The organism is Enterococcus sp. 3G6_DIV0642 (genome assembly GCF_002140635.1).
Lineage (GTDB): Bacteria > Bacillota > Bacilli > Lactobacillales > Enterococcaceae > Enterococcus_D > Enterococcus_D casseliflavus.
The window spans coordinates 1,638,888-1,665,636 of record NZ_NGLH01000001.1; the positions used below are offsets into that span (position 1 = coordinate 1,638,888).

Genomic DNA, 26,749 nt, shown 5'->3' on the forward strand with positions numbered 1-26,749 from the left:
TCCAAGCGCCTTAAGTTTACCACGAACGGTGGTAGATTTCATCAAAAAAAGCGAAATAGTGTTCAATCGTTTCCCCCTTTACTATAATTAAAGAAAGGGGATAGAAAAGAGGGATAGCGATGATCAAAACTGAAAAAATCTATGGCTTTCTACAATCGACCCAAATGGAAGCAGCACAGTTGCGTTTGTTGATTGAAAATTGGTTCGCTTTGGTTCGTCTTAGCTATCAGCCGACGGAATACTACTACAATCAACAAGCAAAGAAACCTTATGATTTTGATGAAATCAGTCGGTTGTTGCATAACGCCCCTGAAGAAATCAATACAGAAATTATTGTCACGGATGGACAAAATGAGTCTAGTATCCATGTCATTCAAGAGGCAGTTTTACAACGGCATCTGTTTACAAAAGAGGTGTTTTCCGCGCAAAAACCAGTGATTTTAAGTTACTTTGATGAAACGATGCAAAGAGATGGCTTGTTCGGCTATTTGCGTTCATATGACGAGTACTTGATGCATAACGTCGAAGGAATCGAGAAAAGACAAAATTTTCAATCGATTGCTGAAATCAACGCGTTACCGAAGCGGAAAAATTTTGAACAAGAAATCGTCATCGACTGCAATCAATTTGCTGGGTACGATGTTTTTTACAATGGCTATACATTGACTTCTTGCTGGCGCATGTACTTTTCGGCATTCTACGCGCATATCATTCCTCAAGTGATCATTACTGATGCGCAACAGGTGGAGCAAGTGCAGGTAAGAGACCAAGGGGTCGTGATGGTGGAATTGTATCGCGATCCTTTCCAGTGGGATCACGAATTGAATCTATCCTATCAGCGATTGTTTCGCGATCAAACTGGAATCGATCAATTGACTTGGGATAACGGGGTCGGTATTTTGAGAGAACCATATATTGAATATGCCTTTGGGGATCACTTGATCCAAACCATCCAATACCAAAATGATCGACTGCAGCCGACAACAAAACGCAGCGCGACACATTTTGTCACCAGAAGCTTCGACCTCGTGAACGAAGAGTATCAAGAGCGACGAGTGAAAGGGTATCTGAATGCCCAAGCGTATTTTCCTTGGGTGGATCAAGAGCGGTTGCGAATGATGGATTATATCGTATTAAAACCGGAATTGACTGTAGATGATGGGGTCGAGGCATATGCCTTTTATATTCGGAATCACCTCGAAATTGATTACTCAGAGGATCGCTTTAAAGACTACACAGCTTGCTTACAATTTTATTTACCAGAAACAGCCTTGAAGGAGCTGCCAATAGACGGATTGAAAGCAGCGATGCCGGATGTTCATTTTGGGTATTTGCACCGCACGCGCAAATATACGTGGGTCAATCTAAAAAAGAATGGCAAGAAACTTCGAGTGTATTTTATGAATACCCAAAAGTTAGTCGAGCAGCAGCTTTTTACCAATCAAGAATGAAAAAGACCCGCAAGATCACGAGGATCTTTGAAGCGACCCCCAAAAGTTAGACCAAAAAATCTAACTTTTGGGGGTCGTTATTTGTATGGCAAAATATCCTTTTGAATTAAAACTAAAAATCGTTAAAGAATATCTTAGTGGCGTGGGCGGATATCGGTATCTTGCCAACAAATACGGTATTTCAAGCAAGTCTCAAGTAAGTAATTGGGTGAATGCCTATCGTGAATACGGAGAGGAAGGTCTATTGAGAAAGCATCAAAATCAGAAATATTCTGTTCAATTTAAGTTAAATGCGCTAGAGTTATATCAAACAAGTGAGATGTCCTATCGAGAAGTTGCTAGCACTTTAGAAATGAACAACCCTGCGCTTATTGCCAATTGGATGCGTAATTTCAGAGAAGCAGGTATTGAGGGGCTCTCAAAAGAGAAAGGGCGACCACTTACTTTGACTAGAAAAAAAGAAAACAAAAAAGAAAATACAACAACTGAAGAACGCGAGCGTATCAAGTCATTAGAAAAGCAAGTCCGATCCCTTCAAATTGAGAATGCCTTTTTAAAAGAGTTGAGGAAGCTGCGAAAACAGGAAGCCCAGCAAAGACGCAAGAATCAATCGCACGAATCATCGCCAGCCTCCGAGGATCATTCAAACTAGTTGAGCTTCTTGAAACATTGAAATTTCCTAAAGCAACCTACATGTATTGGCAGAAACGGTTTGACAGACCAAACCCAGACCAAGAAATTGAAGAAAAAATGCTTGAAATTCGCAAAGAGCATAAAGACTATGGCTGTCTGCGACTAAAAAAAGAATTAGAGAATCAAGGGATTCATGTCAATAAAAAGAAGATTCAACGTCTGATAAAAAAACTAGGTATCGAAGTAAAGTCTTACACTCGAAAATCTCGACGGTACAATTCTTATCGTGGGAAGGTTGGTACTGTCGCCAAAAATCGTATTCATCGTCGGTTTTATACAAATATCTGTCACCAAAAAATTACAACTGATACCAAAGAGTTTAAGTATTATGAAGTAGACACCACAGGTGTCGTTCGTCAGAAAAAGCTGTATTTAGATCCTTTCATGGATTTCTACAATAGTGAAATTCTATCTTATCGGATTTCTGAAAAACCAAACGCACTAGCCATAATGGAAGGATTAGAAGAAGCAATCCAGATGACAAATGATTGTCCATTTCGTAGAACCTTCCATTCAGATCAAGGATGGGCCTATCAAATGAATGCTTATAAGAATAAATTGAAGCAGCATAAAATCTTCCAGAGTATGTCTCGTAAAGGGAATTGTTTAGATAACTCACCTATGGAAAACTTCTTTGGTTTATTAAAGCAAGAGATTTTTCATGGAGAAGTCTATCGGAGTTTAGATGAATTGAAAACAAAAATTGACCAATATATCTATTATTACAACCATAAACGCATCAAAAAGAAATTAAATTGGCGAAGTCCGGTTCAGTTTCGAGAAGCTGTAAAAACAGCTGTCTAACAGTTAATCTTATCGTACAAAAAAGGAGTGGATTTCTCCACTCCATAAAAGTCTAACTTTTTGGGGTCACTACACTTGTGGGTCTTTTCAATTAAGCTGCTTGCTCAGGCGCTTTTTTCAACAAACCGAATACGACGCCAGAAACGATCGCACCGATCAAGATGAATAGCAAGAACAAAATTGGTTTCGATAATAACAGGACAACGAAGATCCCACCATGTGGCGCCATTAGTTGGATATCAAAGGCACCGACAAGTGCACCAGTCAGGGCAGAACCGACGATAAAGCTTGGGATCGCTCGCAGTGGATCTGCTGCTGCAAATGGAATCGCACCTTCTGTGACGAAGGACAGCCCCATGACGATATTTGTCAAACCTGCTTCTTTTTGGTCTTTTGTGAATTTATTTTTGAACAATAACGTTGCGACAAAGATTGCTAATGGAGGAACCATTCCGCCCGCCATTACAGATGCCATCACGACGCTACCACCTTCAGCAACGGTCGTTGCCAATGTTGCAGTACCGAAAACATAAGCGGCTTTGTTGATTGGGCCGCCAAGATCGGCTGCCATCATCGCTGCTAACAAAGCGCCAAGTAAAGCTGCGTTGGTACCACTTAAGCCAGTCAAGAAGCTGTTCAAGCCGTCGTTGATAGCTTTCATTGGCACGTTAATCAGTAACATCAAGAAGCCAGTGATCAATAGGCCGAAAACAGGGTAGAAGAGGATCGTTTTGATTCCTTCTAATGATTTTGGTAAGCCTTTGAATAATGAACGTAAGAACTTGATGACGTAACCAGCTAAGAAACCGCCGATCAAGGCACCTAAGAAACCAGCACCACCTGTATTTGCTAACGCACCTGCTGCAAAACCGACGATCAATCCAGGTCGGTCACTGATACTTGAAGCGATAAATCCAGCTAAGACAGGTAACATAAAACCAAATGCCGCGCTACCGATTTGATTGAACCAAGAAGCTGCTTGGTTGTAGTTCCCTAATTGACTCAAGGCATCTTGAGGGACACCCATGAACTGGTCCACCATGAAGGAAATAGCGATCATGATTCCACCGGCAATAACAAATGGCAGCATATGAGAAACACCATTCATCAAATCTTTATAGATTCGTTGACCGACTGAACCATCAGCAGAAGCGTCCTCTTTATCAGAAGCTTGGCCGCTACCATGAAAAACAGGAGCAGTTCCGCTCATTGCTTCATTGATTAATTGCTCGGTTTTACGGATACCATCACTGACAGGACGGTTTACTAAATGTTTGCCGTCAAAGCGATCCATTTCTACTTTTTTATCAGCAGCTACGATTACACCAGTAGCACGGGCGATATCAGCTTCTGTTAGACGATTTTTGATTCCTTCTGAACCGTTTGTTTCGACTTTGATGTCTACACCAAGCTCTTTGGCTTTCTTTTTCAAAGCATCTTCTGCCATGTAGGTGTGAGCAATCCCTGTCGGGCAAGCTGTAACTGCGACGATATAGGGACGTTCGCTAGCAGGTGCTGCTTCTTGGTTTGCCGCTTCTTCTGCTAAAGCATCGGCTTCTTGCTGTGCCTCAGCTTCTGAGAAAAGTTGCTGTACTTGATCAGCAGTCGTCGCTGTTTTTAATTTAGCAACGAAATCTGGATCGATCAACAAGCGAGATAGCGCTGCTAATGCTTGTAAATGAGTATCATTTGCTCCTTCTGGTGCTGCGATCATAAAGAAGAGGTACGTTGGTTGTCCATCTAACGCCTCATAGTCAACACCCGCATTACTTTTTGCGAATAAGACCGTCGCTTCTTTGACCGCACTGTTTTTGGCATGAGGCATTGCGATGCCGTCACCTAGCCCTGTTGATGTTTGAGCTTCTCGCGCAAGAATTCCTTCTTTGTAGACTTCGATATCTGAAATTCGTCCGACAGCATATAATTTTGCGACCATTTCATCAATGGCACCTTTTTTGTCTGTTGCTTTTAAGTCCATGATCATGGCATCTTTCAGCATCAACTCATTGATTTTCATTTTTTCCATCCTCCTATAGATTCACTTGTTCAATTATGACTTCCGGTAGTAATTCTTCGATAAATGACGCCTCAGCTAAATCATCTGAAAACGCGGTGGCACTGCCACAAGCGACTCCCCATTTGAATGCTTCAACCACATCTTTGGTCTTTGCATAACGCCCAATGAATCCAGCAATCATGGAATCTCCAGCGCCAACTGAATTTTTCAATGGCCGTTTCAACACATTGGATCGATAGATCTCATTGCCAGTAAAGAGCAGGGCGCCATCGCCGCCTAGAGAGACAATGACATTTTTAGCGCCATCCTTTAGCATTCTTTGACCATAAGGCAAAATATCTTCGATTGTTGAAAAAGAAATTTCATAAAGTTCGGCTAATTCATGATTATTTGGTTTGATCAGCAAAGGCTGATCGGATAAAGCATCAAAAAGTTCCGCGCCGGTCGTATCAATGACAAATTCCGCACCCGCTTCTTTAACGATTTTGATCAATTCTTTATAAAAGTCGGTTGGAAGACCAGCTGGTTTACTTCCTGATAGGATGACGATGTCTTCGGCAGAAAGAGTGGATAACTGGTGTTTTAATTCAGCAATTTCTTGCTGGCGAATGACTGGACCAAGACCGTTGATTTCTGTTTCTTCGCCGGATTTTAGTTTGATATTGATTCGTGTGTCCGCAGCGACTTGGGTAAAGTTGCTGTTGATTTCCTCTTTGGTCAGCCACTCTTCAATAAAACGACCAGTAAATCCGCCAACGAAACCAAGGGCAGTCGAGGCGATGCCGATGCGTTTCAAAATCCGTGAGACATTGATTCCTTTGCCGCCAGGTAGTTTAAAGTCTTGTTTCATTCGATTAAGGGCGCCGATTTCCAAATGATCGACATGGACGATAAAGTCGATCGATGGATTGAGTGTTACTGTGTAAATCATTGTATTACCTCCATAATGGTTGTTTTTGCTCTGAATTTCGCTAAATAGTTTTTTGGGCAATAATCGGTGATGATCGTCGCACCTTCGATAAAGGCAACTTGAGCAAAAGTCGTTTGCTGAAATTTGGAATGGTCTAGCAAGACATAGGCTTGTTGACTGTGCTCTAAAGCGATCTGCTTGATCAGGGCTTCTTCAGGATCTGGTGTTGTGAATCCAGCCTCAGAATGAGCCCCGTTCATGCCCATAAAGCAACGATTAAAGCGTAGTTTTCGCAGTTGTTCACCAGCATTGATCCCTAACACAGCGTTCGTCGATATCTTTATGGTTCCCCCTAAAATCATGGTGTCGATCCCGTGATCGATCAACAGGGAAGCGTGTTTGACGGAGTTTGTGACCACCTTAAGGCCTGTGATAGCCGATAGGAAAGGAATCATTTCGAGGGTCGTTGTTCCAGCATCTAAGTAAATGACTTCACCATTTTTGATCGTCTGGGCAGCTGCTCTTGCTATCTTTTGCTTTTCCGTTTGAAACTTCGCCGTTTTTTCTGACATGTTTGGTTCGAAGCCTAATTGCTGACTTTTCTTGGCTCCACCGTGAATTCTGACTAAAAATCCTTTGTCTTCCAACTCTTGCAGGTCTCGACGGATCGTTGATTCTGAAGCATCCAACAGTTGAATCAGTTCACTGACCTTGACGATCTCTTCTTGTTCCAATCGTGCCAAAATCGCTTGATGACGCTCCTCTGTAAGCATTTTCATCACCTCTTCACCTGCCATGATACCATATGATTCGTTCAAAATCAATCATAAACAGTAAAAAACATTCAAAATGAAAGCGTGAATAAATGGAATCGGTCATAATCGGTCATGATAACCGTCATTTTGATTTAATAGCTATCCTTATATTTGACAATTTTTACTATTATTTGGCTTAATTGAAGTAAGGGGGGATAAATAAATGAATAACAAAGTCATTTTACAAGGGTTCGAATGGGACCTGCCGGCAGATAGCCAGCACTGGAACAAATTGAAAGAAATGAGTAAAGAAATCAAAGAGTATGGATTTACCGCAATTTGGCTGCCGCCTGCCTATAAAGGGACAGCTGGGTCCGAAGACGTTGGGTATGGTGTCTATGATTATTATGATCTAGGCGAATTCGATCAAAAGGGGTCGGTGCCAACAAAATATGGGACAAAGGATGAATACCTAGAAGCCATCAAAACACTGCAAGAACAAGGAATAGAGGTTTATGCCGACATCGTTTTCAATCACTTGATTGGTGCCGATGAAAAAGAAGTCGTTCCAGCGGTTAAATACAATACCGAAAACCGTAATGAACCGATCAGTGATGAGGAAGAAATCGAAGCTTGGACCAAGTTCACATTCCCAGGACGTCAGGGGACGTACAATGATTACGTTTGGACGTGGCATAATTTTTCTGGTGTCGATTATGATGACCGTAACAAAGACCACGGGATTTTTAACTTCGCTGATAAGGGCTGGGAAAACCAAGTGGATGATGAGATGGGCAATTACGACTACTTAATGGGTTGTGATTTGGACATGGAAAATCCCGAAACAGTGGAACAACTCAATAAATGGGGCCAATGGTACCAAGAACTGACCGGCGTTGACGGGTATCGACTAGATGCGGTCAAACACATTGAGTTCAACTATTACGCGGATTGGATCTTAAACCGACGCGAGGAAAAAGGCAAACCACTATTTGTTGTCGGAGAATATTGGTCAGGGGATCTGCCAAAATTAGAAGAGTATTTAGATTCTTCAGGAAATTTGATTTATTTATTTGATGTGCCATTGCACTACAATTTATATGAAGCATCTCACTCAAATGGCGAATACGATATGAGCCAAATTTTTGCAGGGACGTTGACCGCCGCTCGCGAAGATTACGCAGTGACTTTTGTGGATAATCATGACACGCAGGTTGGGCAAAGTTTACAATCTTGGATAGACGGATGGTTCAAAGTCCATGCCTATTCATTGATCCTTTTACGTAAAGCTGGCGTACCAGTAGTTTTCTGGGGGGATTTATTTGGGATTCCCGCGCAAGAAATCGCCCCTGTCGGGGATGCGCTGGTCCATATGCTGAAACTTCGGGAGAAGCTTGCATTCGGGAATCAAGTCGATTATTTCGATGATCCTAATTGCATTGGCTGGGTATTAACTGGCGATTATGAACATGAGCTTTCTGGATTAGCGGTCGTGATGACCAATGCCCAAGGAGCGGAGAAAGAAATGACTATCAGTGCGATCCATGGTGGAGAGACATTCGTGGATATATTGAGAAACAATGAAGCGAAAGTTGTTTTAGATGATACCGGAAAAGGTGTTTTCCCGGTCAATGATGGGCAAGTCTCGATTTATGTAAATGAAAAACTAGTGGAGAAGTACTTTAGTTAACCAAAATCTTCAAACGAATAAAAAGGCTGGTAGGTTTACAGCCTTTTTATTATGTAAACAAACCAAGCCTACTTTCTCTTGAAAAAATCGCATGAATCGTAAGGGAAAAAATCAAAGCGCTTTTAATTAAAAGTTTTCAAAGCGTTCGGTTTTCCCCTTTCCCCGATAATGCTATAATTGAGAAGATTGAGAAAGAAAGGATGTTTAAAATCATGTCATCCAAAAGTGAATTACTTGAACGCATGAACCCACGGCAAAAAGAAGCCGTTATGCATACGGAAGGACCGTTGCTGCTGATGGCAGGTGCAGGAAGTGGGAAGACCCGTGTCCTAACCCACCGAATCGCCTATTTAATAGAAGAAAAAAATGTGAATCCATGGAATATTTTAGCCATCACATTTACGAATAAAGCGGCACGTGAAATGAAGGAACGGGTCAGTCAACTATTAGGATCGGGTGGAGAAGACGTTTGGGTTTCAACCTTCCACTCGATGTGTGTCAGAATCTTGCGCAGGGACGTTGATCGTATTGGCTATTCGAAAAATTTTACCATCATTGACTCTTCTGAGCAAAATACACTGATGAAACGGGTATTAAAAGAATTGAATATCGATCCCAAAAAATATGATCCTCGTTCTATTTTGGGAACGATCTCTCATGCCAAGAACGAGCTGTTGACACCTGAAGCTTACCAAGCCATGGAAGGTAGTCTATTTGAGCAGATCGTAGGTCGTTGCTATGAAAAATATCAAAAAGAGCTGCGCAATAATCAATGCATGGACTTCGATGATTTAATCATGAATACGATCCGCCTCTTCCAAGACAATGAAGATGCGCTGCAATTTTATCAACGGAAATTCCACTATATCCATGTCGATGAATACCAAGATACCAACCACGCCCAATACACGCTGGTCAATTTATTGGCCGCTCGTTTTCGAAATCTTTGTGTTGTTGGGGATGCGGACCAAAGTATTTACGGTTGGCGTGGTGCCAACATGCAAAATATTTTAGACTTTGAAAAGGACTATCCAGATGCCGCAACGATTTTGTTAGAGCAAAACTATCGTTCAACGCAAACGATTTTAAATGCGGCAAACCAAGTAATCAAAAATAACCGCAACCGTCCAGATAAAAATCTATGGACAGAAAATCATGATGGGGAAAAGATCACTTATTATCGCGGGGATAGTGAACGAGATGAAGCGCGATTTATCGTCAGTGAAATGCAAAAACAAATTGCAGAAAAGAACCGTAAATTCGGTGATTTTGCGATATTGTATCGGACCAATGCCCAGTCACGGATCATTGAAGAAATGCTTTTAAAAGCCAACGTTCCTTATACGATGGTCGGCGGCAGAAAATTCTATGACCGCAAAGAAATCCGTGATATTTTGGCATATTTATCGGCGATCGCCAATCCGCGAGATTCCATCAGCTTGGAACGAATCATCAATGTACCAAAACGTGGGATCGGTGCGACATCCGTCGAAAAACTACGAGATTTTGCGAATCTTCATGAGTGGTCATTGCTAGAAGCAGCCATGAACGTCGAGTTGGCGAATATTTCTGGAAAGGCCGGCAAAGAATTAGGAAGCTTTGGGATGATGATGGATGGCTTCGCCCAAATGGTTCCTTACCTCTCAGTAACTGAACTGACGAAAGAAATATTAGAAAAGACGGGTTATCGTCAAGAGTTAGTCAACCAGAATAATTTAGAAGCACAAGCTAGACTTGAAAACCTGGAAGAATTTTTATCGGTTACCCAAGAATTCGACAAACGGTTTGAGGCGCAAAACGAAGACGATGCAGATGCACCAGATGAGAAGTTGAGTGTTTTCTTAAATGACTTAGCTTTATTGTCAGACGTCGATAGTTATGAAGAAGAAAGTAGTCAAGTGACTTTGATGACCTTGCATGCGGCAAAAGGACTAGAGTTTCCAGTGGTATTTTTGATTGGGTTGGAAGAAAATATCTTCCCGCTTTCTCGTGCCTTAATGGAAGAAAGCGAGCTCGAAGAAGAACGGCGCCTTGCTTACGTGGGAATCACTCGTGCCGAGGAAGAGCTCTTTATGACCAACGCTTTTTCCAGAACATTATACGGTCGGACCCAATACAATCGTCCGTCTCGGTTTATCGAAGAGATCGAACAAGATCTGCTGCAATCATTAGGCGAGCGTTCACAGCCGAAAGCTGCTGCACCGTTTCAACCAAAAGTGTTCAAACCGAGCTATACACAACCGCGTCAAACGACCGTCGCTTCTAAACAACAGACCTCTGCAGCGGGGAATACTTGGCAAGTAGGCGAGAAAGTTCAACATAAAAAATGGGGAATCGGTACCGTCGTTCGGACGACTGGCAGCGCGCAAGATGTTGAATTAGATGTGGCGTTCCCACAACAAGGCGTCAAACGATTGTTGGCGGCCTTTGCGCCGATTGAAAAAGTTGAAAAATAAGGAGGATATTAGGATGGATGTCCCTTCAAAAGAAATCCAATCACGAGCAGAAGAGCTGCGCACACAATTAAATCAGTATGCTTACGAATACTATGTAAAAGATCAGCCTTCCGTGGAAGATTATCTCTATGATCAGCTATATGCAGAACTGGTTGAAATTGAAACCAATTATCCGCAGCTAGTAACCGAAGACTCACCCACCCAACGAGTAGGCGGTATCATTTTACCTGGCTTTGAAAAGGTCACGCATGATATTCCGCTGTATAGCCTGAACGATGTCTTTGACAAAGAAGGAATCGTGGCTTTTGATGCCCGTGTTCAAAAAGCACTGGGGAAAGCGGTAGATTATGTCTGCGAGTTAAAGATCGATGGATTGTCAATTTCCTTGAAATATGAAGAAGGGCGCTTTGTTCGTGGAGCAACTCGAGGAGATGGTACGGTAGGTGAAAACATTACAGAAAACCTAAAGACCGTCAAATCGATTCCACTGAAATTAAAAGAACCGATCTCGTTGGAAGTTCGTGGCGAATGCTATATGCCAAAGGCTTCGTTTTTGAAATTGAATCAACAGCGAGAAGAAGAAGGGGCGGAAGTTTTTGCCAATCCTAGAAACGCAGCGGCTGGAAGCTTGCGACAATTAGACACACGGATCGCAGCCCAAAGAAACTTAAGCACCTTCTTGTACACACTAGCTGACTTTGGACCAATTGAAGCCAATGATCAATTTTCAGCATTGAATGAACTGGATCAATTAGGCTTTCGTACAAATCACGAACGCAGAGTGTGTCACACCATCGATGAGGTTTGGGCATATATCGAAGAGTTTCATGACAAGCGCAGTGAGCTTCCCTATGAGATTGACGGCGTAGTCATCAAAGTCAATAATTTCAAAGATCAAGATGCGCTAGGCTTTACCGTAAAAGCACCCCGATGGGCGGCGGCATATAAGTTTCCGCCGGAAGAAGCGGAAACAGTGATCGAAACGATCGAATGGACCGTGGGACGGACGGGTGTTGTGACACCGACCGCTGTGATGACCCCTGTTCGTGTTGCTGGAACGACGGTCAGCCGTGCCAGTCTCCATAATGTAGATTTCATTAAAATGAAAGACATCCGCATTGGCGATTCGGTCATCATCTTTAAGGCGGGGGACATTATTCCAGAGGTTGCGAAAGTCTTGGAAGAAAAACGAACAGAAGCAAGTCAACCCTTTGAATCGCCTACACATTGTCCCGAATGTGGGAGTGAGCTGATCCATTTAGATGAAGAAGTTGCCTTGCGTTGTATCAATCCAAAGTGTCCAGCACAGATCAAAGAAGGACTCAGCCATTTCGTTTCACGGAATGCTATGAACATTGACGGTTTAGGACCCCGTGTTTTAGAGCAAATGTTCGATAAATCCTTAGTTAAAGATGTGGCCGACTTGTACTTTTTAACAGAAGAACAATTGTTGACCCTTGATAAAATCAAAGAGAAATCAGCCAATAACCTGTTGCGGGCGATTCATCAGAGTAAAGGAAATTCGGTTGAACGTTTGATTTTTGGGCTAGGCATCCGTCATGTCGGTGCGAAAGCGGCTCGGATTTTAGCAGAACATTTCGGTGATCTGCGGGCGCTCAGCAAAGCCAAGGAAGAAGAAATCATTTCGCTAGAAGCTATCGGCGCAACGATTGCTGAAAGTGTCGTCACGTATTTTGACAATCAAGAAGTTCACGACCTGTTAGATGAACTTGAAAGAGCGGGTGTCAACTTTGCTTATTTGGGGCTTAGAAATGAACAGTTGGAAGACGTCGAATCACCATTTAAAGAGAAAACCGTCGTTTTAACAGGAAAATTAAGTCACTTCACTCGTGAAGAAGCCAAGGAACGAATTGAAAATCTCGGTGGGAAGGTAACAGGCAGTGTATCGAAAAAGACCGATATCGTTGTTGCTGGGGAAGAGGCAGGCAGCAAACTGACCAAAGCACAATCCCTAGGTGTCACCGTTTGGGATGAAGCTCAAATGGTGGCTGCGATCGAAGGCAGTCATTCGGCAGATCAATAACCTTTAAGCATTGTCACAGACGAGAAGCAGTTGTTTTTTCTTGTCTAATTGAAATCATTTCTTCCCTGCACTACGAGGAAAGAAATGATTTCTGCTTTTATTTGCAATTATATTTGATAATTTTCAAATTCTATTTCATGATTTGTTAAAAAAATGATACAATACATTGGAAAAACGTAAACGTAGATTACGGATACGAGAAAGAGGAGGATTTTATGGCGATCAGCGAAGAACAAGTCAAACACGTTGCCAAACTAGCAAAACTTTCATTCTCAGACGATGAATTACATGAGTTTACCTCTCAGCTAGGGAAAATTATTGATATGGTTGAAACACTTGAAGAAGTGGACACCACAGGAGTACCATTCACATCGAATGTCACAGAAACGATTAACGTGATGCGTGAAGATGTAACGACCGGCGGCTGGGACCGTGATGAATTAATGAAAAATGTTCCAGAATCCGAAGAAGGCTTTATCAAAGTGCCTGCAATCATTGATAATGGGGAGGCGGGTGCCTAATGACTGAATTATATAAAAAAAGCTTAGAAGAATTACACAGCTTATTAGTGTCAAAGGAAATTACTGCAACAGACTTAACGAGCGAAACCTTTGCTCGCATTAAAGAAACAGAGCCGAAAGTCGATGCGTTTCTAGCGTTGAATGAAGAAAAAGCCCATGAGTTAGCGCAAGCTATCGATCAAAAAGGTATCACTGAAGGCAATGTGTTGGCAGGGATTCCCATTGGGATCAAAGATAACATTGTTACGAAAGATCTACGCACAACAGCGGCTTCTAAAATTTTAGGCAACTTTGACCCAATCTACGATGCAACAGTCATGGACAAAGTTTACCAAGCAGACATGATTCCAGTTGGTAAGTTAAACATGGATGAATTTGCGATGGGCGCAAGTACCGAAACGTCGTTCTTTAAGAAAACGAAAAACGCTTGGGATGAGACAAAAGTACCTGGTGGTTCATCAGGTGGCTCGGCGGCTGCCGTTGCAGCGGGACAAGTCCCATTATCTTTAGGTAGCGATACAGGTGGTTCGATTCGCCAACCAGCAGCTTTCAATGGAATCGTCGGGATGAAGCCAACCTACGGACGGGTTTCTCGTTTTGGTCTGATCGCGTTTGCATCATCTTTAGATCAAATTGGACCGATGACGCGTGGTGTGAAAGACAATGCCTTTGCATTAAATGCCATCAGTGGGTTTGATGCGAAAGATAGTACGTCAGCAGGCGCCGCTGTTCCTGATTTTACAGCAGGTTTGACGGGTGATATCAAAGGAATGAAAGTCGCTTTGCCTAAAGAATACTTAGGTGAAGGGATCCAAGCAGGCGTTCGAGAAGCAATCTTAAAAGCAGCGGACACTTTCCGTGCGTTAGGAGCGACTGTGGAAGAAGTCAGCTTGCCACACTCAAAATACGGGGTAGCCGTTTACTATATCATCGCTTCTTCTGAAGCAAGTTCTAATTTGCAACGTTTTGACGGTATTCGTTATGGTTTCCGTTCAGAAAATGTCAGCAATCTAGAAGATGTCTATGTCAATTCTCGCAGTGAAGGATTCGGGGAAGAAGTAAAACGCCGGATCATGTTAGGTACGTTTTCACTAAGTGCTGGCTACTACGATGCCTACTTCAAAAAAGCCGGTCAAGTACGGACGTTGATCAAACAAGATTTCGATAAGGTCTTCAGCCAATACGACTTGATCATTGGCCCAGCTTCCCCAACGGTAGCATTTGGTATTGGAGAAAACATCAATGATCCGATCACCATGTACTTGAATGATATTTTAACCATTCCTGTGAACTTAGCAGGACTTCCAGGGATGTCGATCCCAGCAGGTTTTTCTGAAGGACTGCCAGTCGGCTTGCAGATCATTGGGAAACATTTTGATGAAGCAACCATGTATAAAGCGGCTTATGCCTTTGAACAAGCAACTGATTTCCACACGAAAAAACCAGTGATTTTAGGAGGGGATAAGGCATGAACTTCGAAACAGTCATTGGGCTTGAAGTCCACGTAGAATTAAAAACAGAATCAAAGATTTTTTCTCCAGCACCTGCTCACTTTGGCGCTGAACCAAATAGCAACACGAATGTGATCGACTGGGGCTATCCAGGTGTTTTACCAGTAATGAACAAAGCGGCTATCGAATTTGGGATGAAAGCTGCGCTTGCGCTGAATTGTGAAATCTCAAAAGAAACGCATTTCGACCGCAAAAACTATTTCTATCCCGACAATCCAAAAGCGTATCAAATTTCGCAATTCGATCAACCGATCGGTCATGATGGATGGATCGAGATCGAAGTGGAAGGCAAAAAGAAAAAGATTCGCATCGAGCGAGTTCATTTGGAAGAAGATGCTGGGAAAAACATGCACGGCAAAGGCGGTTATTCTTATGTTGATCTAAATCGTCAAGGAACCCCTTTGATCGAGATCGTTTCCGAAGCGGATATGCGTTCACCAGAAGAAGCATATGCGTATCTAGAAGCGTTGCGTTCAATCATCTTGTTTACAGAAGTATCCGATGTGAAGATGGAAGAAGGTTCCATGCGTTGTGATGCGAATATTTCGTTGCGACCTTACGGCCAAGAACAATTCGGAACAAAAACAGAACTGAAAAACTTAAACTCTATGTCCTTCGTGAAAAAAGGGTTGGCATTTGAAGAAAAACGCCAAGCCAAAGTATTGCTTTCTGGAGGCGAGATCCAACAAGAAACTCGACGTTTTGATGAAGCAACCAGCAAAACCTTATTGATGCGTGTCAAAGAAGGTTCTTCTGATTATCGTTACTTCCCAGAACCAGATATCCCACGGTTTGTGATCGATGATGAATGGATCGAACGTGTACGTCAAAGCTTGCCAGAAATGCCGCAAAAACGTCGTGCCCGTTACATCTCTGAATTGGGCTTACCAGAATATGATGCAATGGTCTTGACTTTATCAAAAGAAATGTCCGATTTCTTTGAAAAAACCATCGATGCTGGTGCTGATCCTAAACAAGCTTCTAACTGGTTGATGGGTGAAGTTTCAGCGTATCTGAACAGCGAGAAATTGGAACTGCCAGAAACGAAGTTAACCCCAGACAATTTAGCGGGAATGATTCGTTTGATCGCCGATGGCACGATCAGTTCGAAGATTGCGAAAAAAGTCTTCAAAGAGTTGATCACAAACGGCGGCGACGCTGAAGAAGTCGTAAAAGCCAAAGGATTGATCCAATTATCAGATCCTGCGCAATTACTACCTATGATCAATGAAGTATTAGATAACAACCAACAATCCGTCGATGACTTCAAAAACGGAAAAGACCGCGCAGTCGGTTTCTTAGTTGGTCAAATCATGAAAGCAACCAAAGGACAAGCGAATCCAGGCGTTGTGAACAAGCTGTTGCAAGAAGAACTAGCAAAGCGATAAGAGGCAAGTGATGAAAAGAGCAAGAGTAATCTACAACCCGACATCTGGGAAAGAATTGATTCGAAAAAACTTAGCAGATATTTTAGATGTTTTGGAAACTGGCGGTTATGAGGCGAGTGCATTTGCCACGACCGCTGCGCCATTTTCCGCTCGTGATGAAGCAAGAAGAGCCGGCGAAGCTGGTTTTGATTTGGTGGTAGCTGCCGGTGGGGATGGCACGATCAATGAAGTCGTCAATGGGATCGCTCCTTTAGAAAAGCGACCAAAAATGGCGATCATTCCTGGAGGCACGACCAATGACTACGCACGAGCACTAAAGATTCCCCGTACGGATATCAAAGCAGCTGCGGAAGTTATTTTGAAGCAGCAGACAGTGAAAATGGATGTCGGAAAAACACCCAACATGTATTTTATCAACATTGCTGCTGGTGGGCACTTAACGGAATTGACCTACGATGTTCCTTCTGAACTGAAAAGTGTTTTTGGCTACTTAGCTTATCTAGCAAAAGGAGCGGAATTACTCCCTCGTGTCAAACCAATCAAAATGCATCTAAAGTATGAAGACGGAGAATACATTGGCGGAGCGTCGATGTTCTTTTTAGGGCTGACGAATTCAGTGGGGGGCTTTGAACAGATTGCGCCTGATGCAAAGCTTGACGATGGGAAATTTTCGTTGATCATTGTCAAAACGGCCAATATTTTTGAGATCGTCCACTTAGTTGCTTTAATGATGAATGGTGGAAAACACATCAACGATCGTCGTCTGATTTATACGAAAACATCTTTTCTTGAAGTAGACGCACCAGAACAGGTCAATCGTTTAATGATCAACCTTGATGGCGAATACGGCGGAGATGCTCCTATGCGCTTTGAAAACCTACACAATCATATTGAGTTTTTTGCAAATGTCGATCAAATCCCTGACGATGCGGTCGTTGGTGAGCAAAATTATCAAGAGATGAGCGAAGGTTTTATTAAAGAAGTCGAACGTCTTTCCGATGAGGACATCAATGGGGATGGCAAGATCGGCGACGAAACAAAGTAAACGATTTTTCTTTTCATGCGAGTTGAAAGAACAGGGACTTTTGGACCTGTTCTTTTTTTAAAACGTAATTGTGGAAAAGCAGGCACCGATTTTTTTTCGAATACTTGATAGAATAGCTTTTCTTAAATTTTAGTAAAGGACGTTTTTTATAAAGTGTTTCACGATTTGCCTTTGTTTCACGAGATCGGGCGCGGATCATATAAATAAAACGAATAAAATTTCCAAAACACGAATGATAATCATCAAAAAGCGAACTTTTCGAATATATGCTCATTAAAGTTCGTTATTTCCGTATTTCTATCCAATCTATGGATGCAAAAGCGAATAAGAATATGCTATAATGGTGAAACGAAGAAATGGGGGGACCGGAATGGAGCAAATCGATTCTACAAAAGCGCTTGATCTGCTGAGAGATGACGCAGAACGAATCAAAAAGCTGATCCGAAACCAAGAAAATAGTTTATGTATCGCACAATGCAAAGCATTTGAAGAAGTGGTTGATACCCAGATGTATGGTCTATCACGGCAAGTGGCATTTGCGATCCGCTTGGGGATCGTTGATAATCAAACAGGGCAGCAATTGATGGCGGATCTTGAAAAAGATTTGAACCAATTGTATAGCGAGGTCTACGAGGACCAGCGGACACCTGACATCGGCAAGGAGGCATAAACTTGCCAGAGAAAGTAAAGAAAAGACATTTATTAGATTATAGTATTTTATTACCATATATTGTTATGTGTGTCACGGGCTTGATGATGGTTTATAGTTCCACATCTTACGTTGCGATGACCGCCACACAACCGACCACAGCTGCTTCTTACGTCATCAATCAAACATTATTTTGGTTGGTGAGCCTAATAGCGATCGCTGTCATGTATAAAATGAAAACGGATGTTTTTCGGAACAAAAAATTTGTCCAGATCGCCATGATCGTCATCTTGTTTTTATTGATCGCTGCCTTCTTTTTCCCAAGAAGAAATGGGGCACTCGGTTGGTTATCGATTGCTGGCTTTTCCATTCAGCCAGCAGAGTATTTAAAGTTTATTGTGATTTGGTTTTTATCGGTGACGCTATCTTATCGTCAAAAAGGTATCCAACAAGAATTTTGGAAAACGGTTTGGCGTCCAATCGGAATCGTTTTTGTCTACACCGGGATCATGGCACTTTATCCCGACTTAGGGAATGCTGTAATCGTTATGTTGCTGGCATTTGTCGTGTTATTGTCTAGCGGATTGAATTACCTGTATACCTTAATATTAGGGGTGGCAGGTATTATCGGTAGTATGTTGATCGTCTTGTTTGTGAATCTAACCGGCGGTAAGCTTTTACCCGACTATGTCTATAGTCGTTTTTCATCTTTTTTAAACCCGTTTGCTGATGAATACAATACAGGTCATCAAATGGTTAATGGGTATTACGCAATGTTCAACGGTGGGCTGTTCGGGCGCGGGCTTGGAAATAGTATCCAAAAACGTGGCTTCTTAAACGAAGCGCACACCGATTATATATTTTCGATCGTTATGGAAGAATTAGGGCTGATCCCATCGATCATCATTTTAGGTGTTTTGTTCTATATGGTGGGACGGATCTTTCTTGTCGGTATCCGTTCAAGAGATCCCTTTAATTCCATGATGTGTATAGGTATAGGGACATTATTTATGTCTCAGATTTTTATCAACTTAGGTGGAATCACTGGTTTGATCCCATTGACGGGAATCACTTTCCCATTTCTAAGTCAAGGTGGATCAAGCTTGCTGATGCTATCGATTTGTATCGGTTTTGTGTTAAATATCAGTGCCGAAGAAAAGAGGAAGCAATATTATTTGGATTATTGATCAATTGAATGGAGTGGATTAGATGAAGAAAATTCTTGTTGCCAATCGTGGAGAAATCGCGATCCGTGTCTTCCGCGCATGTGCGGAGTTAGGAATCAAAACAGTCGGTATTTATGCTGCGGAGGATGAATACTCCGTCCATCGCTTTAAAGCAGACGAAGCGTATTTAGTGGGGAAAGGCAAACGTCCAATCGATGCGTATTTAGACATTGAAGATATCATTCGCACGGCGAAAAAAGCCGGTGCCGAAGGAATCCATCCCGGATACGGCTTTTTATCAGAAAATCTGGGATTTGCTCAACGCTGTGAAGAAGAAGGTTTGATTTTCATCGGACCATCCACCCATCATTTAGATATTTTTGGCGACAAGATCAAAGCAAAAGCAGCAGCAATCGAGGCGGGGATTCAATCGATTCCTGGCTCTGATGGTCCAGTTGCATCGATCGATGACGTTTTAGCTTTTGCGAACGAACATGATTATCCAATCATGATCAAAGCAGCCCTTGGGGGTGGTGGGCGAGGCATGCGTGTCGCTCATGATGAAAAAGAAGCAAGAGACGGCTACGAACGTGCCAAAAGTGAAGCTAAAGCGGCATTTGGTAGTGATGAAGTCTACGTTGAAAAATACATTAGTAATCCAAAACATATTGAAGTCCAAATCTTAGGAGATACTCACGGAAACGTCGTTCACTTATTTGAACGTGATTGCTCTGTTCAGCGCCGCCACCAAAAAGTAGTCGAGGTGGCACCTTGTGTGTCAATGACTGATGAACAACGGGAAAAAATATGCCAAGCAGCCGTTCAACTAATGAAGCATGTCGGGTATATCAATGCTGGAACCGTGGAATTTTTAGTAGAGGGCGACAAATTCTACTTTATCGAAGTAAACCCACGGGTCCAAGTGGAACATACGATCACTGAAATGATCACCAATTTAGACATCGTGACGACGCAAATTTTGATTGCACAAGGCAAAGACTTGCATAAAGAAATCGGGATTCCTGAACAAAAAGACATTCGTTTTGAGGGTGTTGCGATCCAATGTCGTGTGACGACAGAAGATCCAGCGAATAATTTTATGCCAGATACTGGTAAGATCGATACCTACCGCTCTCCGGGTGGATTTGGGGTTCGTTTAGATGTCGGAAATGCTTATGCGGGTGCGGTGGTAACCCCTTACTTCGACTCGCTGCTTGTAAAAGTCTGTACGCATGCTGCTTCGTTCGACCAAGCAATTCAAAAAATGATGCGCTGTCTGAAAGAATTCCGAGTACGTGGTGTAAAAACAAACATTCTCTTTATGCGTAATGTTGTTTCTCATCCAGCCTTTCGTTCAGGTGAAGCCAAAACCACCTTTATCGACAATACGCCAGAACTATTCAATTTCCCTCGGATTCGTGACCGTGGAAACAAAACCATGAAGTATATCGGTGAAATCACGATCAATGGGTTCCCAGGAATCGAAAAACAAAAGAAACCTTTTTACAATGAACCACGGATGCCACAACACATCCAAGCAACGCCTGATTTTGTCAGCGCCAAAAATATTTTAGATACGAAAGGTGCAGAAGGTGTCGTTGAATGGATCGGTCAACAAAAGAATGTCTTGCTGACGGATACAACCTTCCGAGATGCCCATCAAAGTTTGTTGGCAACTCGTGTAAGAACTCATGACTTTAAGAAAATTGCCGCGATGACGGAAGCTGGCCTGCCACAATTGTTCTCAAGTGAAATGTGGGGTGGAGCAACCTTTGATGTTGCGTATCGTTTCTTAACAGAAGATCCATGGGAAAGATTGCGGATGTTCCGGAAAAAAATGCCGAATACACTCTTACAAATGTTGTTTAGAGGCTCCAACGCTGTCGGGTATTCCAATTATCCAGACAATGTGTTGGAAGAATTCATTAAAGAATCTGCGGCACAAGGAATCGATGTATTCCGAATTTTTGATAGTTTGAACTGGGTCCCACAAATGGAGAAAAGTATCCAAGCCGTTCGCGATACGGGCAAAATTGCAGAAGCGACGATTTGTTATACAGGGGATATCAATGATCCATCCCGCCAAAAATATTCGGTACAATATTACAAAGACATGGCAAAAGAATTGCAAAATCTTGGTGCCCATATTATTGCTATCAAGGATATGGCTGGATTATTAAAACCGCAAGCGGCTTATCGTTTGATCAGTGAGTTAAAAGATACGATCGATGTACCGATCCATCTGCACACCCATGATACCAGCGGGAATGGGATTATCACTTACTCAGCAGCTACCAAAGCTGGCGTTGATATCGTGGATGTCGCTATGTCAGCTATCAGTGGCGCAACGAGCCAGCCAAGTATGAGTAGTTTGTATTATGCTCTTTTAAACGGCGAGCGGTGCCCAGAGATCAATGTGGATAATATCCAACAATTGAATCACTATTGGGAAGATATCCGCATGTACTACCATTCCTTTGAAAATGGCTTGAACGCCCCTCAAACGGAAGTGTACAAGCATGAGATGCCAGGAGGACAATATACCAATCTCCAGCAGCAAGCCAAAGCCGTTGGTTTAGGCGAAAAATGGGATGAAATCAAAGAAATGTATCATGAAGTCAATATGATGTTTGGAGACATCGTGAAAGTGACACCTTCTTCGAAAGTCGTGGGCGATATGGCGCTCTTCATGGTACAAAATGGCTTGTCAGAAAAAGATATTTTTGAAAAAGGCGATACATTGAGTTTCCCAGAATCAGTGATCACCTTCTTCCAAGGCGAGTTAGGTCAGCCAGTCGGTGGTTTCCCGAAAGAATTGCAACGCATTATCTTAAAAGGACGCCCAGCCTTTACGGAACGTCCAGGAACCTTTGCCAAGCCAGTTAATTTTGCCGAAGTGAAACAAGAACTAGCGGAAAAAATCGGCTATGAACCAAAACACGAAGAAGTTTTGAGCTACTTGATGTATCCGCAAGTTTTCCTTGATTATCGAAAAGCGTATGAGCAGTTTGCCGATGTAAAAGTCCTTGATACACCAACCTTCTTTAATGGTATGCGCTTAGGCGAAACGATCAATGTCGAATTAGAAAAAGGCAAAATTTTGATCATTCGTCTTGATGAAATCGGTGAACCAGATATCGAAGGCAATCGGACCCTCTTCTTTAACTTGAACGGTCAACGACGAGAAATCGTTGTGAAAGATAGTTCGATCATCAGTTCTGTTCAAACAAAACGCAAAGCAGAGCCAACGAACAAAGAACAAATCGGTGCGTCCATGAGTGGTTCAGTTTTAGAAGTATTAGTCAAAAAAGGTGACCGAGTAGCACGTGGACAGACGTTGATGGTCACTGAAGCGATGAAGATGGAAACTTCCGTCGAAGCTCGCTTTTCTGGTGTAGTTGAGCATGTTTACGTGACCGATGGGGAACCAATCCAGTCAGGAGACCTTCTGATTGAAGTCAAAGAAAAATAAGGAGTCGATCAGCAGATGAAGCGAAGGGGATTATTATTTTGCGGCTTATTTGTCCTAGCCCTGATAATCGTGTATTTGCAGCCAGTATTCATGCAAAACGCTTCAGATTCAAGAATGACGATCGAGAACCCAATCAAAGCACCAACGACCATGAATTACGAACCAATCGCAGCTCAAGGGTTAGCTGAATTGATTGGGGAGCCCGTTTCTGATTTTGAAGAAATCTATGGGCTTCCAGTTCAAACGTATCGCTCGGGCTACGAGTTTGAAATTCGGGTCTACAATCAATTAGACGATCAGCAATATGTTGAGATCAATACTGATGGTGAGAGTGTGCAGGCAATCAAAGTGATTGGCGCCGGGGGATCTTCCCTAGCGCCCTTTGCAATGGGCATGACCTTGACTGACTTGACTGAGCTGACCATGATTTATCCAAATTTTACCTTGACACAAAATGATCGCACCATCAGTTTTGAATTGATGGAAGAAGACATGAACTACCGACCCTTAGTAGCGTTTGATAATGGGACATTTGCTGTTTTATTCTTTGATCAAGAGACGGCTCAACTGCAGGCGATCACTTATTTGGATCAGACGACCCTGCTTAAGTTAGCGCCCTATCCCTTGACAGAAGGAGAACGACCGCTGTTTCAAGTTTCGCAAACGATTGACCAAGCACAAGCTGATCTTGAAAAAGAGACGTTAGCCTTTGTCATTATTGATAAGCTTCGTAATCAAATCGGTTTGGAAAGCTTTGTACAAGATACCCAGACGCATCAAGATGCGGTCGGACTTTTAGCGGATTTGACGAATAATCTATCGGATCATTTGACCTCTCAACGCATCCATTCCTATCAACGTGCTCTTTCTTCGGAAAAAACGAGTAATTTTGTTTTGACGAACGATGAGTGGCAGGAGTTATTAGCAGCGAAGGAGTTAGAGGCTTCTGCTTCGATTTTTGAAGCGCCTGTCTATGATCCAACCTTTACTATTTTATCTTGGTTCAGTAACCCAAGATTTACTGAACGTTTGACCCATGAACAATCAGAAAAGATAGGAATTGCTTTTTCTGAAGCAAATATGGTAGTCTTAGTGCAAGAAGATGTAGAAGGGACCGAGGATAGTACATCAGATGATTTACGATGAAGCCTTTTTCGAGATTGAAGATCAAATCGATTCACTTGTGACGGCAATCAAAGCGAGTGAAACGTGTAGAAACTATCAAATAGCGAAACAAACCATGCATCAAGATCCTGTTGCTCAGGAATTGATGCGAACGTTTTTAGAAAAAAAGCTGGATTTTGAAAGAATTGAAGCGTACGGCGCATATGCCCCTGATTTCAAAGAGAAAAAGCGTGCGATGCGCACAGCTAAGCGACAGCTGGATCTCAATGAGCAAGTGAGCGAGTACCGCTGGAGTGAAACGCAGCTGCAGCGTTTGCTGGATGAACTGACCGTAGCGATTTCTACGTGTTTTTCACCAACTGTCAAAGTGGATGCTGGAAGTCCTTTTTTTCAATCAAAATCAAGTTGTGGAGGAAATTGTCATGCACGAGGATAAAACGCCTTTTACGATGCAGAAGCGTCGAGGATTGATCGTATGGGTCTACAGCCTACGTCAACTAAAAAATTTGCGTCGTTTTGGCTTCGTTCATTATGTGTCACGCAAAATGAAATACGTGGTCATGTATTTGAACGAAGAAGAATACGAAAGCAAAAAAACAAAAATCGAGCAGTTTCACTTTGTTCGACAAGTTGAAGCTTCCTATCGACCAGATGTCGAAATGGATTTTGCTGAAAAAATTGGTACATCAGCAGCCTATCCAGTGAAAGATGAAGGGTTTGATATCGAAGAAAAAAATACGATGATTCGATTGGCAGAAAACGTGTAATAGAAAAGTGGGGGTGCCTTGAGTCACCGCCATTTTTTTATTGCTATTTATAGAAACAGTGCTATATTTGTATTTACGAAGATCTTGGAGGGAAAAACGCATGCGTGTAGTAGCCGGAGAATATGGTGGCCGCAGATTAAAAAGTCTTGCTGGAGATAACACTCGTCCCACGACAGACAAAGTAAAAGGGGCGATCTTTAACATGTTAGGGCAATATTTAGATGGAGGAGTTGTACTGGATCTGTTTAGTGGGAGCGGGGGCTTAGCGATCGAAGCGGTCTCTCGTGGTGCGGAGCATGCCGTTTGTGTCGACCGTAGTTTTCCAGCTATCAAAGTGATCCGTGAAAATATTGCAATAACCAAAGAACCAGAAAAGTTCACGGTACTAAAAATGGATGCCAATCAAGCCTTACGCCAGTTTGCAGCTGAGGGACAAAGTTTTGACTATCTATTTTTAGATCCACCTTACGCAAAGCAAGAGATCCTGCAACAGCTAGAAGCTATGCTGAAGGATGAATTGATTCGTCCGTTTGGTTATGTGGTTTGCGAAACAGATAAGTCCATCGTCTTGCCAGAAAAGATTGGTTCTTTGCATTTGATGCGCGCCCAAACCTATGGCATATCTGCGGTGACGATCTATAGAAATGAGGGATAACATGAAAAAGATTGCTTTATTTCCAGGAAGTTTTGATCCGCTGACGTCAGGTCATGTGGATCTGATTGAGCGAGGCGCAACGCTTTTTGATGAACTGATCGTGGGTGTTTTTACAAATACCAATAAAAAAAGTTTTTTTACAAGTGAAGAAAAAGTTCATCTAATTGAAGAAGCCCTCGCTCATATTCCAAACGTCAAGATTCTGGCGCAAGAAACGGAGCTGACGGTCACGATCGCGAAAAAACTAGACGCACAGTTTCTGCTTAGAGGCATTCGCAGTGTGAAAGATTATGAGTATGAGCGGGACATCATGGAAATGAATCATCACTTAGAACCTTCCCTGGAGACCGTCTTTCTTTTAGCAGATGCAAAGCATAGTTTCATCAGCTCCAGTTTGTTGAAAGAAATCTTAACCTTTAACGGCGATGTGGCGGAATATTTACCACAAAATATCTACGATGCTATAGTAAAGAAGCGTGATACCAATGAATCTTAAATCAACGATCAAATATGTTCTCTTGTTTGTTTTAGCACTGATCATCGCAGCCTGTGCCTTTTTGCCGATTCCTTATTATATCGAGCAACCTGGTGCAACGATCGATTTAAAAGAATTGATTACCGTCAATCAAAAAGAAGACACCTCAGCCGGCTCCTTTTCTTTAACCAGTGTCGGGATTCGACAGGCTACCGTGTTTACGGCGATTGGAACGAAATTCAATGAATTTCAAGACTTGATCAGTGAGGAAGAACTTTTAGGCGGTGCGACAGATGAGGAGTACAATCGCATCCAGCGCTATTATATGGAATCCTCGCAAAATAGTGCGATTGAGCAAGCATTAAAGCTGGCAGACTTACCTTATGAAATGACCTATAAAGGGGTCTATGTCATGGGGATCGATCCAAATTCCAGTTTTGCGGGGAAAATATCCGTTGGAGATACCGTCACCGCTGTCAATGGCAAAGAATTTAAAAGTAGCCAAGACTTTATCGACTATGTACAAAGTCAAACCATTGGTGATGAGATCACCGTAACTTACTTGCAAGATGGTGAAGAAAAAGAAGCAACAGGCAAATTAATTGAACTGGAAAGCAATCAAAAAGCAGGTATCGGTATCTCACTCGTCGATCATACAGAGATCACTTCTGATGAAGAGATCGTGATCGATTCTGGCAATATCGGCGGGCCTTCAGCTGGGTTGATGTTCACCCTTGAAATCTATGAACAGCTAACTGGAGATAACTTGCGTAAAGGCCATAATATTGCTGGAACCGGAACGATCTCAGCTGATGGGACGGTTGGTCGAATCGGTGGGATTGACAAAAAAGTAGCGAGTGCCAGCGAAAGTGGAGCAGAAATCTTTTTTGCTCCGGACGATGAAATCACTGATGAAGAGCGTGAAATAGATCCTTCCATTAAAACGAATTACGAAGAGGCAGTGGCAGCAGCGAAGAAGTTAGACACAGACATGAAAATCGTTCCGATCGCCAATGTCCAAGATGCATTGGACTACCTAGCAACACTAAAAGAAGCAAATTAAAACGGCACTTGCCGTTTTTTTTATTGTCTAAAGAATACAGTAGGCTCAAAGAAAAGGTTATGCTATACTTTTAGATAAGGAGTGTGAATCTA

At 42.5% G+C, this 26,749-nt stretch carries 21 protein-coding genes; 18 read left to right on the top strand and 3 right to left on the bottom strand.

Annotation, left to right across the window (positions count from 1 at the left end; translation table 11 throughout):
• The first annotated feature begins 119 nt into the window (after nt 1–119).
• Together A5878_RS07795 and A5878_RS07800 are read left to right on the top strand one after the other, a co-directional pair.
• Nucleotides 120–1,451: a hypothetical protein gene (locus tag A5878_RS07795; protein ID WP_086295257.1), complete on the top strand. Its 1,332-nt coding sequence runs from the start codon at nt 120–122 to the stop codon at nt 1,449–1,451.
• 85 nt (nt 1,452–1,536) lie between these two features.
• Nucleotides 1,537–2,948, top strand: a protein-coding gene (locus tag A5878_RS07800; protein ID WP_373270292.1) for an IS3 family transposase whose coding sequence is annotated in 2 segments (ribosomal slippage) — nt 1,537–2,005 and nt 2,005–2,948 — 1,413 coding nt in all. Because the reading frame shifts where the segments join, the coding sequence is not laid out codon by codon here.
• A 91-nt stretch (nt 2,949–3,039) separates the two neighbouring features.
• On the opposite strand, the gene A5878_RS07805 is transcribed toward A5878_RS07800, so the two are convergent.
• From A5878_RS07805 to A5878_RS07815, 3 genes are read right to left on the bottom strand one after another with little or no spacing between them, the layout of a single operon-like run.
• Nucleotides 3,040–4,965 (bottom strand): fructose-specific PTS transporter subunit EIIC, encoded by a 1,926-nt coding sequence (locus tag A5878_RS07805; protein WP_086295259.1) that lies wholly within the window; start codon nt 4,963–4,965, stop codon nt 3,040–3,042.
• A 13-nt stretch (nt 4,966–4,978) separates the two neighbouring features.
• On the bottom strand, nt 4,979–5,896 hold the full coding sequence (pfkB, locus tag A5878_RS07810) for a 1-phosphofructokinase (protein ID WP_086295261.1): 918 nt from the start codon (nt 5,894–5,896) through the stop codon (nt 4,979–4,981).
• Nucleotides 5,893–6,648 (bottom strand): DeoR/GlpR family DNA-binding transcription regulator, encoded by a 756-nt coding sequence (locus A5878_RS07815; RefSeq protein ID WP_005225973.1) that lies wholly within the window; start codon nt 6,646–6,648, stop codon nt 5,893–5,895. The genes pfkB and A5878_RS07815 overlap by 4 nt, the downstream gene beginning before the upstream one ends.
• A gap of 205 nt (nt 6,649–6,853) precedes the next feature.
• Between A5878_RS07815 and A5878_RS07820 the strand changes: the two genes are divergently transcribed.
• From A5878_RS07820 to A5878_RS07895, 16 genes are all read left to right on the top strand, one after another.
• Complete coding sequence (locus A5878_RS07820; RefSeq protein WP_086295263.1) at nt 6,854–8,320, top strand: alpha-amylase; 1,467 nt, start codon at nt 6,854–6,856, stop codon at nt 8,318–8,320.
• A gap of 212 nt (nt 8,321–8,532) precedes the next feature.
• Complete coding sequence (gene pcrA / locus A5878_RS07825; protein ID WP_086295264.1) at nt 8,533–10,776, top strand: DNA helicase PcrA; 2,244 nt, start codon at nt 8,533–8,535, stop codon at nt 10,774–10,776.
• A gap of 13 nt (nt 10,777–10,789) precedes the next feature.
• Nucleotides 10,790–12,820 (top strand): NAD-dependent DNA ligase LigA, encoded by a 2,031-nt coding sequence (ligA, locus tag A5878_RS07830; RefSeq protein WP_086295266.1) that lies wholly within the window; start codon nt 10,790–10,792, stop codon nt 12,818–12,820.
• Between the two features lie 215 nt (nt 12,821–13,035).
• Entirely contained in the window at nt 13,036–13,341 is a 306-nt protein-coding gene (gene gatC / locus A5878_RS07835) for an Asp-tRNA(Asn)/Glu-tRNA(Gln) amidotransferase subunit GatC (RefSeq protein ID WP_086295268.1), read from the top strand.
• The gene (gene gatA, locus A5878_RS07840; RefSeq protein ID WP_086295271.1) at nt 13,341–14,813 is read left to right on the top strand and encodes an Asp-tRNA(Asn)/Glu-tRNA(Gln) amidotransferase subunit GatA; all 1,473 of its coding nucleotides are present in this window, start codon (nt 13,341–13,343) and stop codon (nt 14,811–14,813) included. The genes gatC and gatA overlap by 1 nt, the downstream gene beginning before the upstream one ends.
• Nucleotides 14,810–16,240, top strand: a complete 1,431-nt coding sequence (gatB, locus tag A5878_RS07845) for an Asp-tRNA(Asn)/Glu-tRNA(Gln) amidotransferase subunit GatB (protein WP_005225979.1) — start codon at nt 14,810–14,812, stop codon at nt 16,238–16,240. Before gatA ends, gatB begins: the two co-directional genes overlap by 4 nt.
• Nucleotides 16,241–16,250: 10 nt before the next feature.
• Complete coding sequence (locus A5878_RS07850) at nt 16,251–17,285, top strand: diacylglycerol kinase (RefSeq protein ID WP_005225980.1); 1,035 nt, start codon at nt 16,251–16,253, stop codon at nt 17,283–17,285.
• 370 nt (nt 17,286–17,655) lie between these two features.
• Complete coding sequence (locus tag A5878_RS07855; protein ID WP_010748186.1) at nt 17,656–17,955, top strand: YlaN family protein; 300 nt, start codon at nt 17,656–17,658, stop codon at nt 17,953–17,955.
• A 2-nt stretch (nt 17,956–17,957) separates the two neighbouring features.
• Nucleotides 17,958–19,121 (top strand): FtsW/RodA/SpoVE family cell cycle protein, encoded by a 1,164-nt coding sequence (locus tag A5878_RS07860; protein WP_086295273.1) that lies wholly within the window; start codon nt 17,958–17,960, stop codon nt 19,119–19,121.
• Nucleotides 19,122–19,143: 22 nt separating this feature from the next.
• On the top strand, nt 19,144–22,572 hold the full coding sequence (locus A5878_RS07865; RefSeq protein ID WP_086295275.1) for a pyruvate carboxylase: 3,429 nt from the start codon (nt 19,144–19,146) through the stop codon (nt 22,570–22,572).
• 15 nt (nt 22,573–22,587) lie between these two features.
• A complete protein-coding gene (locus A5878_RS07870; RefSeq protein ID WP_015509623.1) occupies nt 22,588–23,718 on the top strand; it encodes a CAP-associated domain-containing protein in 1,131 nt (376 codons plus the stop codon).
• Entirely contained in the window at nt 23,705–24,133 is a 429-nt protein-coding gene (locus A5878_RS07875) for a YlbF family regulator (RefSeq protein WP_005225985.1), read from the top strand. Before A5878_RS07870 ends, A5878_RS07875 begins: the two co-directional genes overlap by 14 nt.
• Nucleotides 24,120–24,464 (top strand): YlbG family protein, encoded by a 345-nt coding sequence (locus A5878_RS07880; protein ID WP_005225986.1) that lies wholly within the window; start codon nt 24,120–24,122, stop codon nt 24,462–24,464. The genes A5878_RS07875 and A5878_RS07880 overlap by 14 nt, the downstream gene beginning before the upstream one ends.
• A 100-nt stretch (nt 24,465–24,564) precedes the next feature.
• Nucleotides 24,565–25,119, top strand: a complete 555-nt coding sequence (gene rsmD / locus A5878_RS07885; RefSeq protein ID WP_086295277.1) for a 16S rRNA (guanine(966)-N(2))-methyltransferase RsmD — start codon at nt 24,565–24,567, stop codon at nt 25,117–25,119.
• A gap of 1 nt (nt 25,120) precedes the next feature.
• The gene (coaD, locus tag A5878_RS07890; protein WP_086295279.1) at nt 25,121–25,615 is read left to right on the top strand and encodes a pantetheine-phosphate adenylyltransferase; all 495 of its coding nucleotides are present in this window, start codon (nt 25,121–25,123) and stop codon (nt 25,613–25,615) included.
• Nucleotides 25,605–26,657: a SepM family pheromone-processing serine protease gene (locus A5878_RS07895; protein ID WP_005235759.1), complete on the top strand. Its 1,053-nt coding sequence runs from the start codon at nt 25,605–25,607 to the stop codon at nt 26,655–26,657. Before coaD ends, A5878_RS07895 begins: the two co-directional genes overlap by 11 nt.
• Nucleotides 26,658–26,749: the final 92 nt, after the last annotated feature.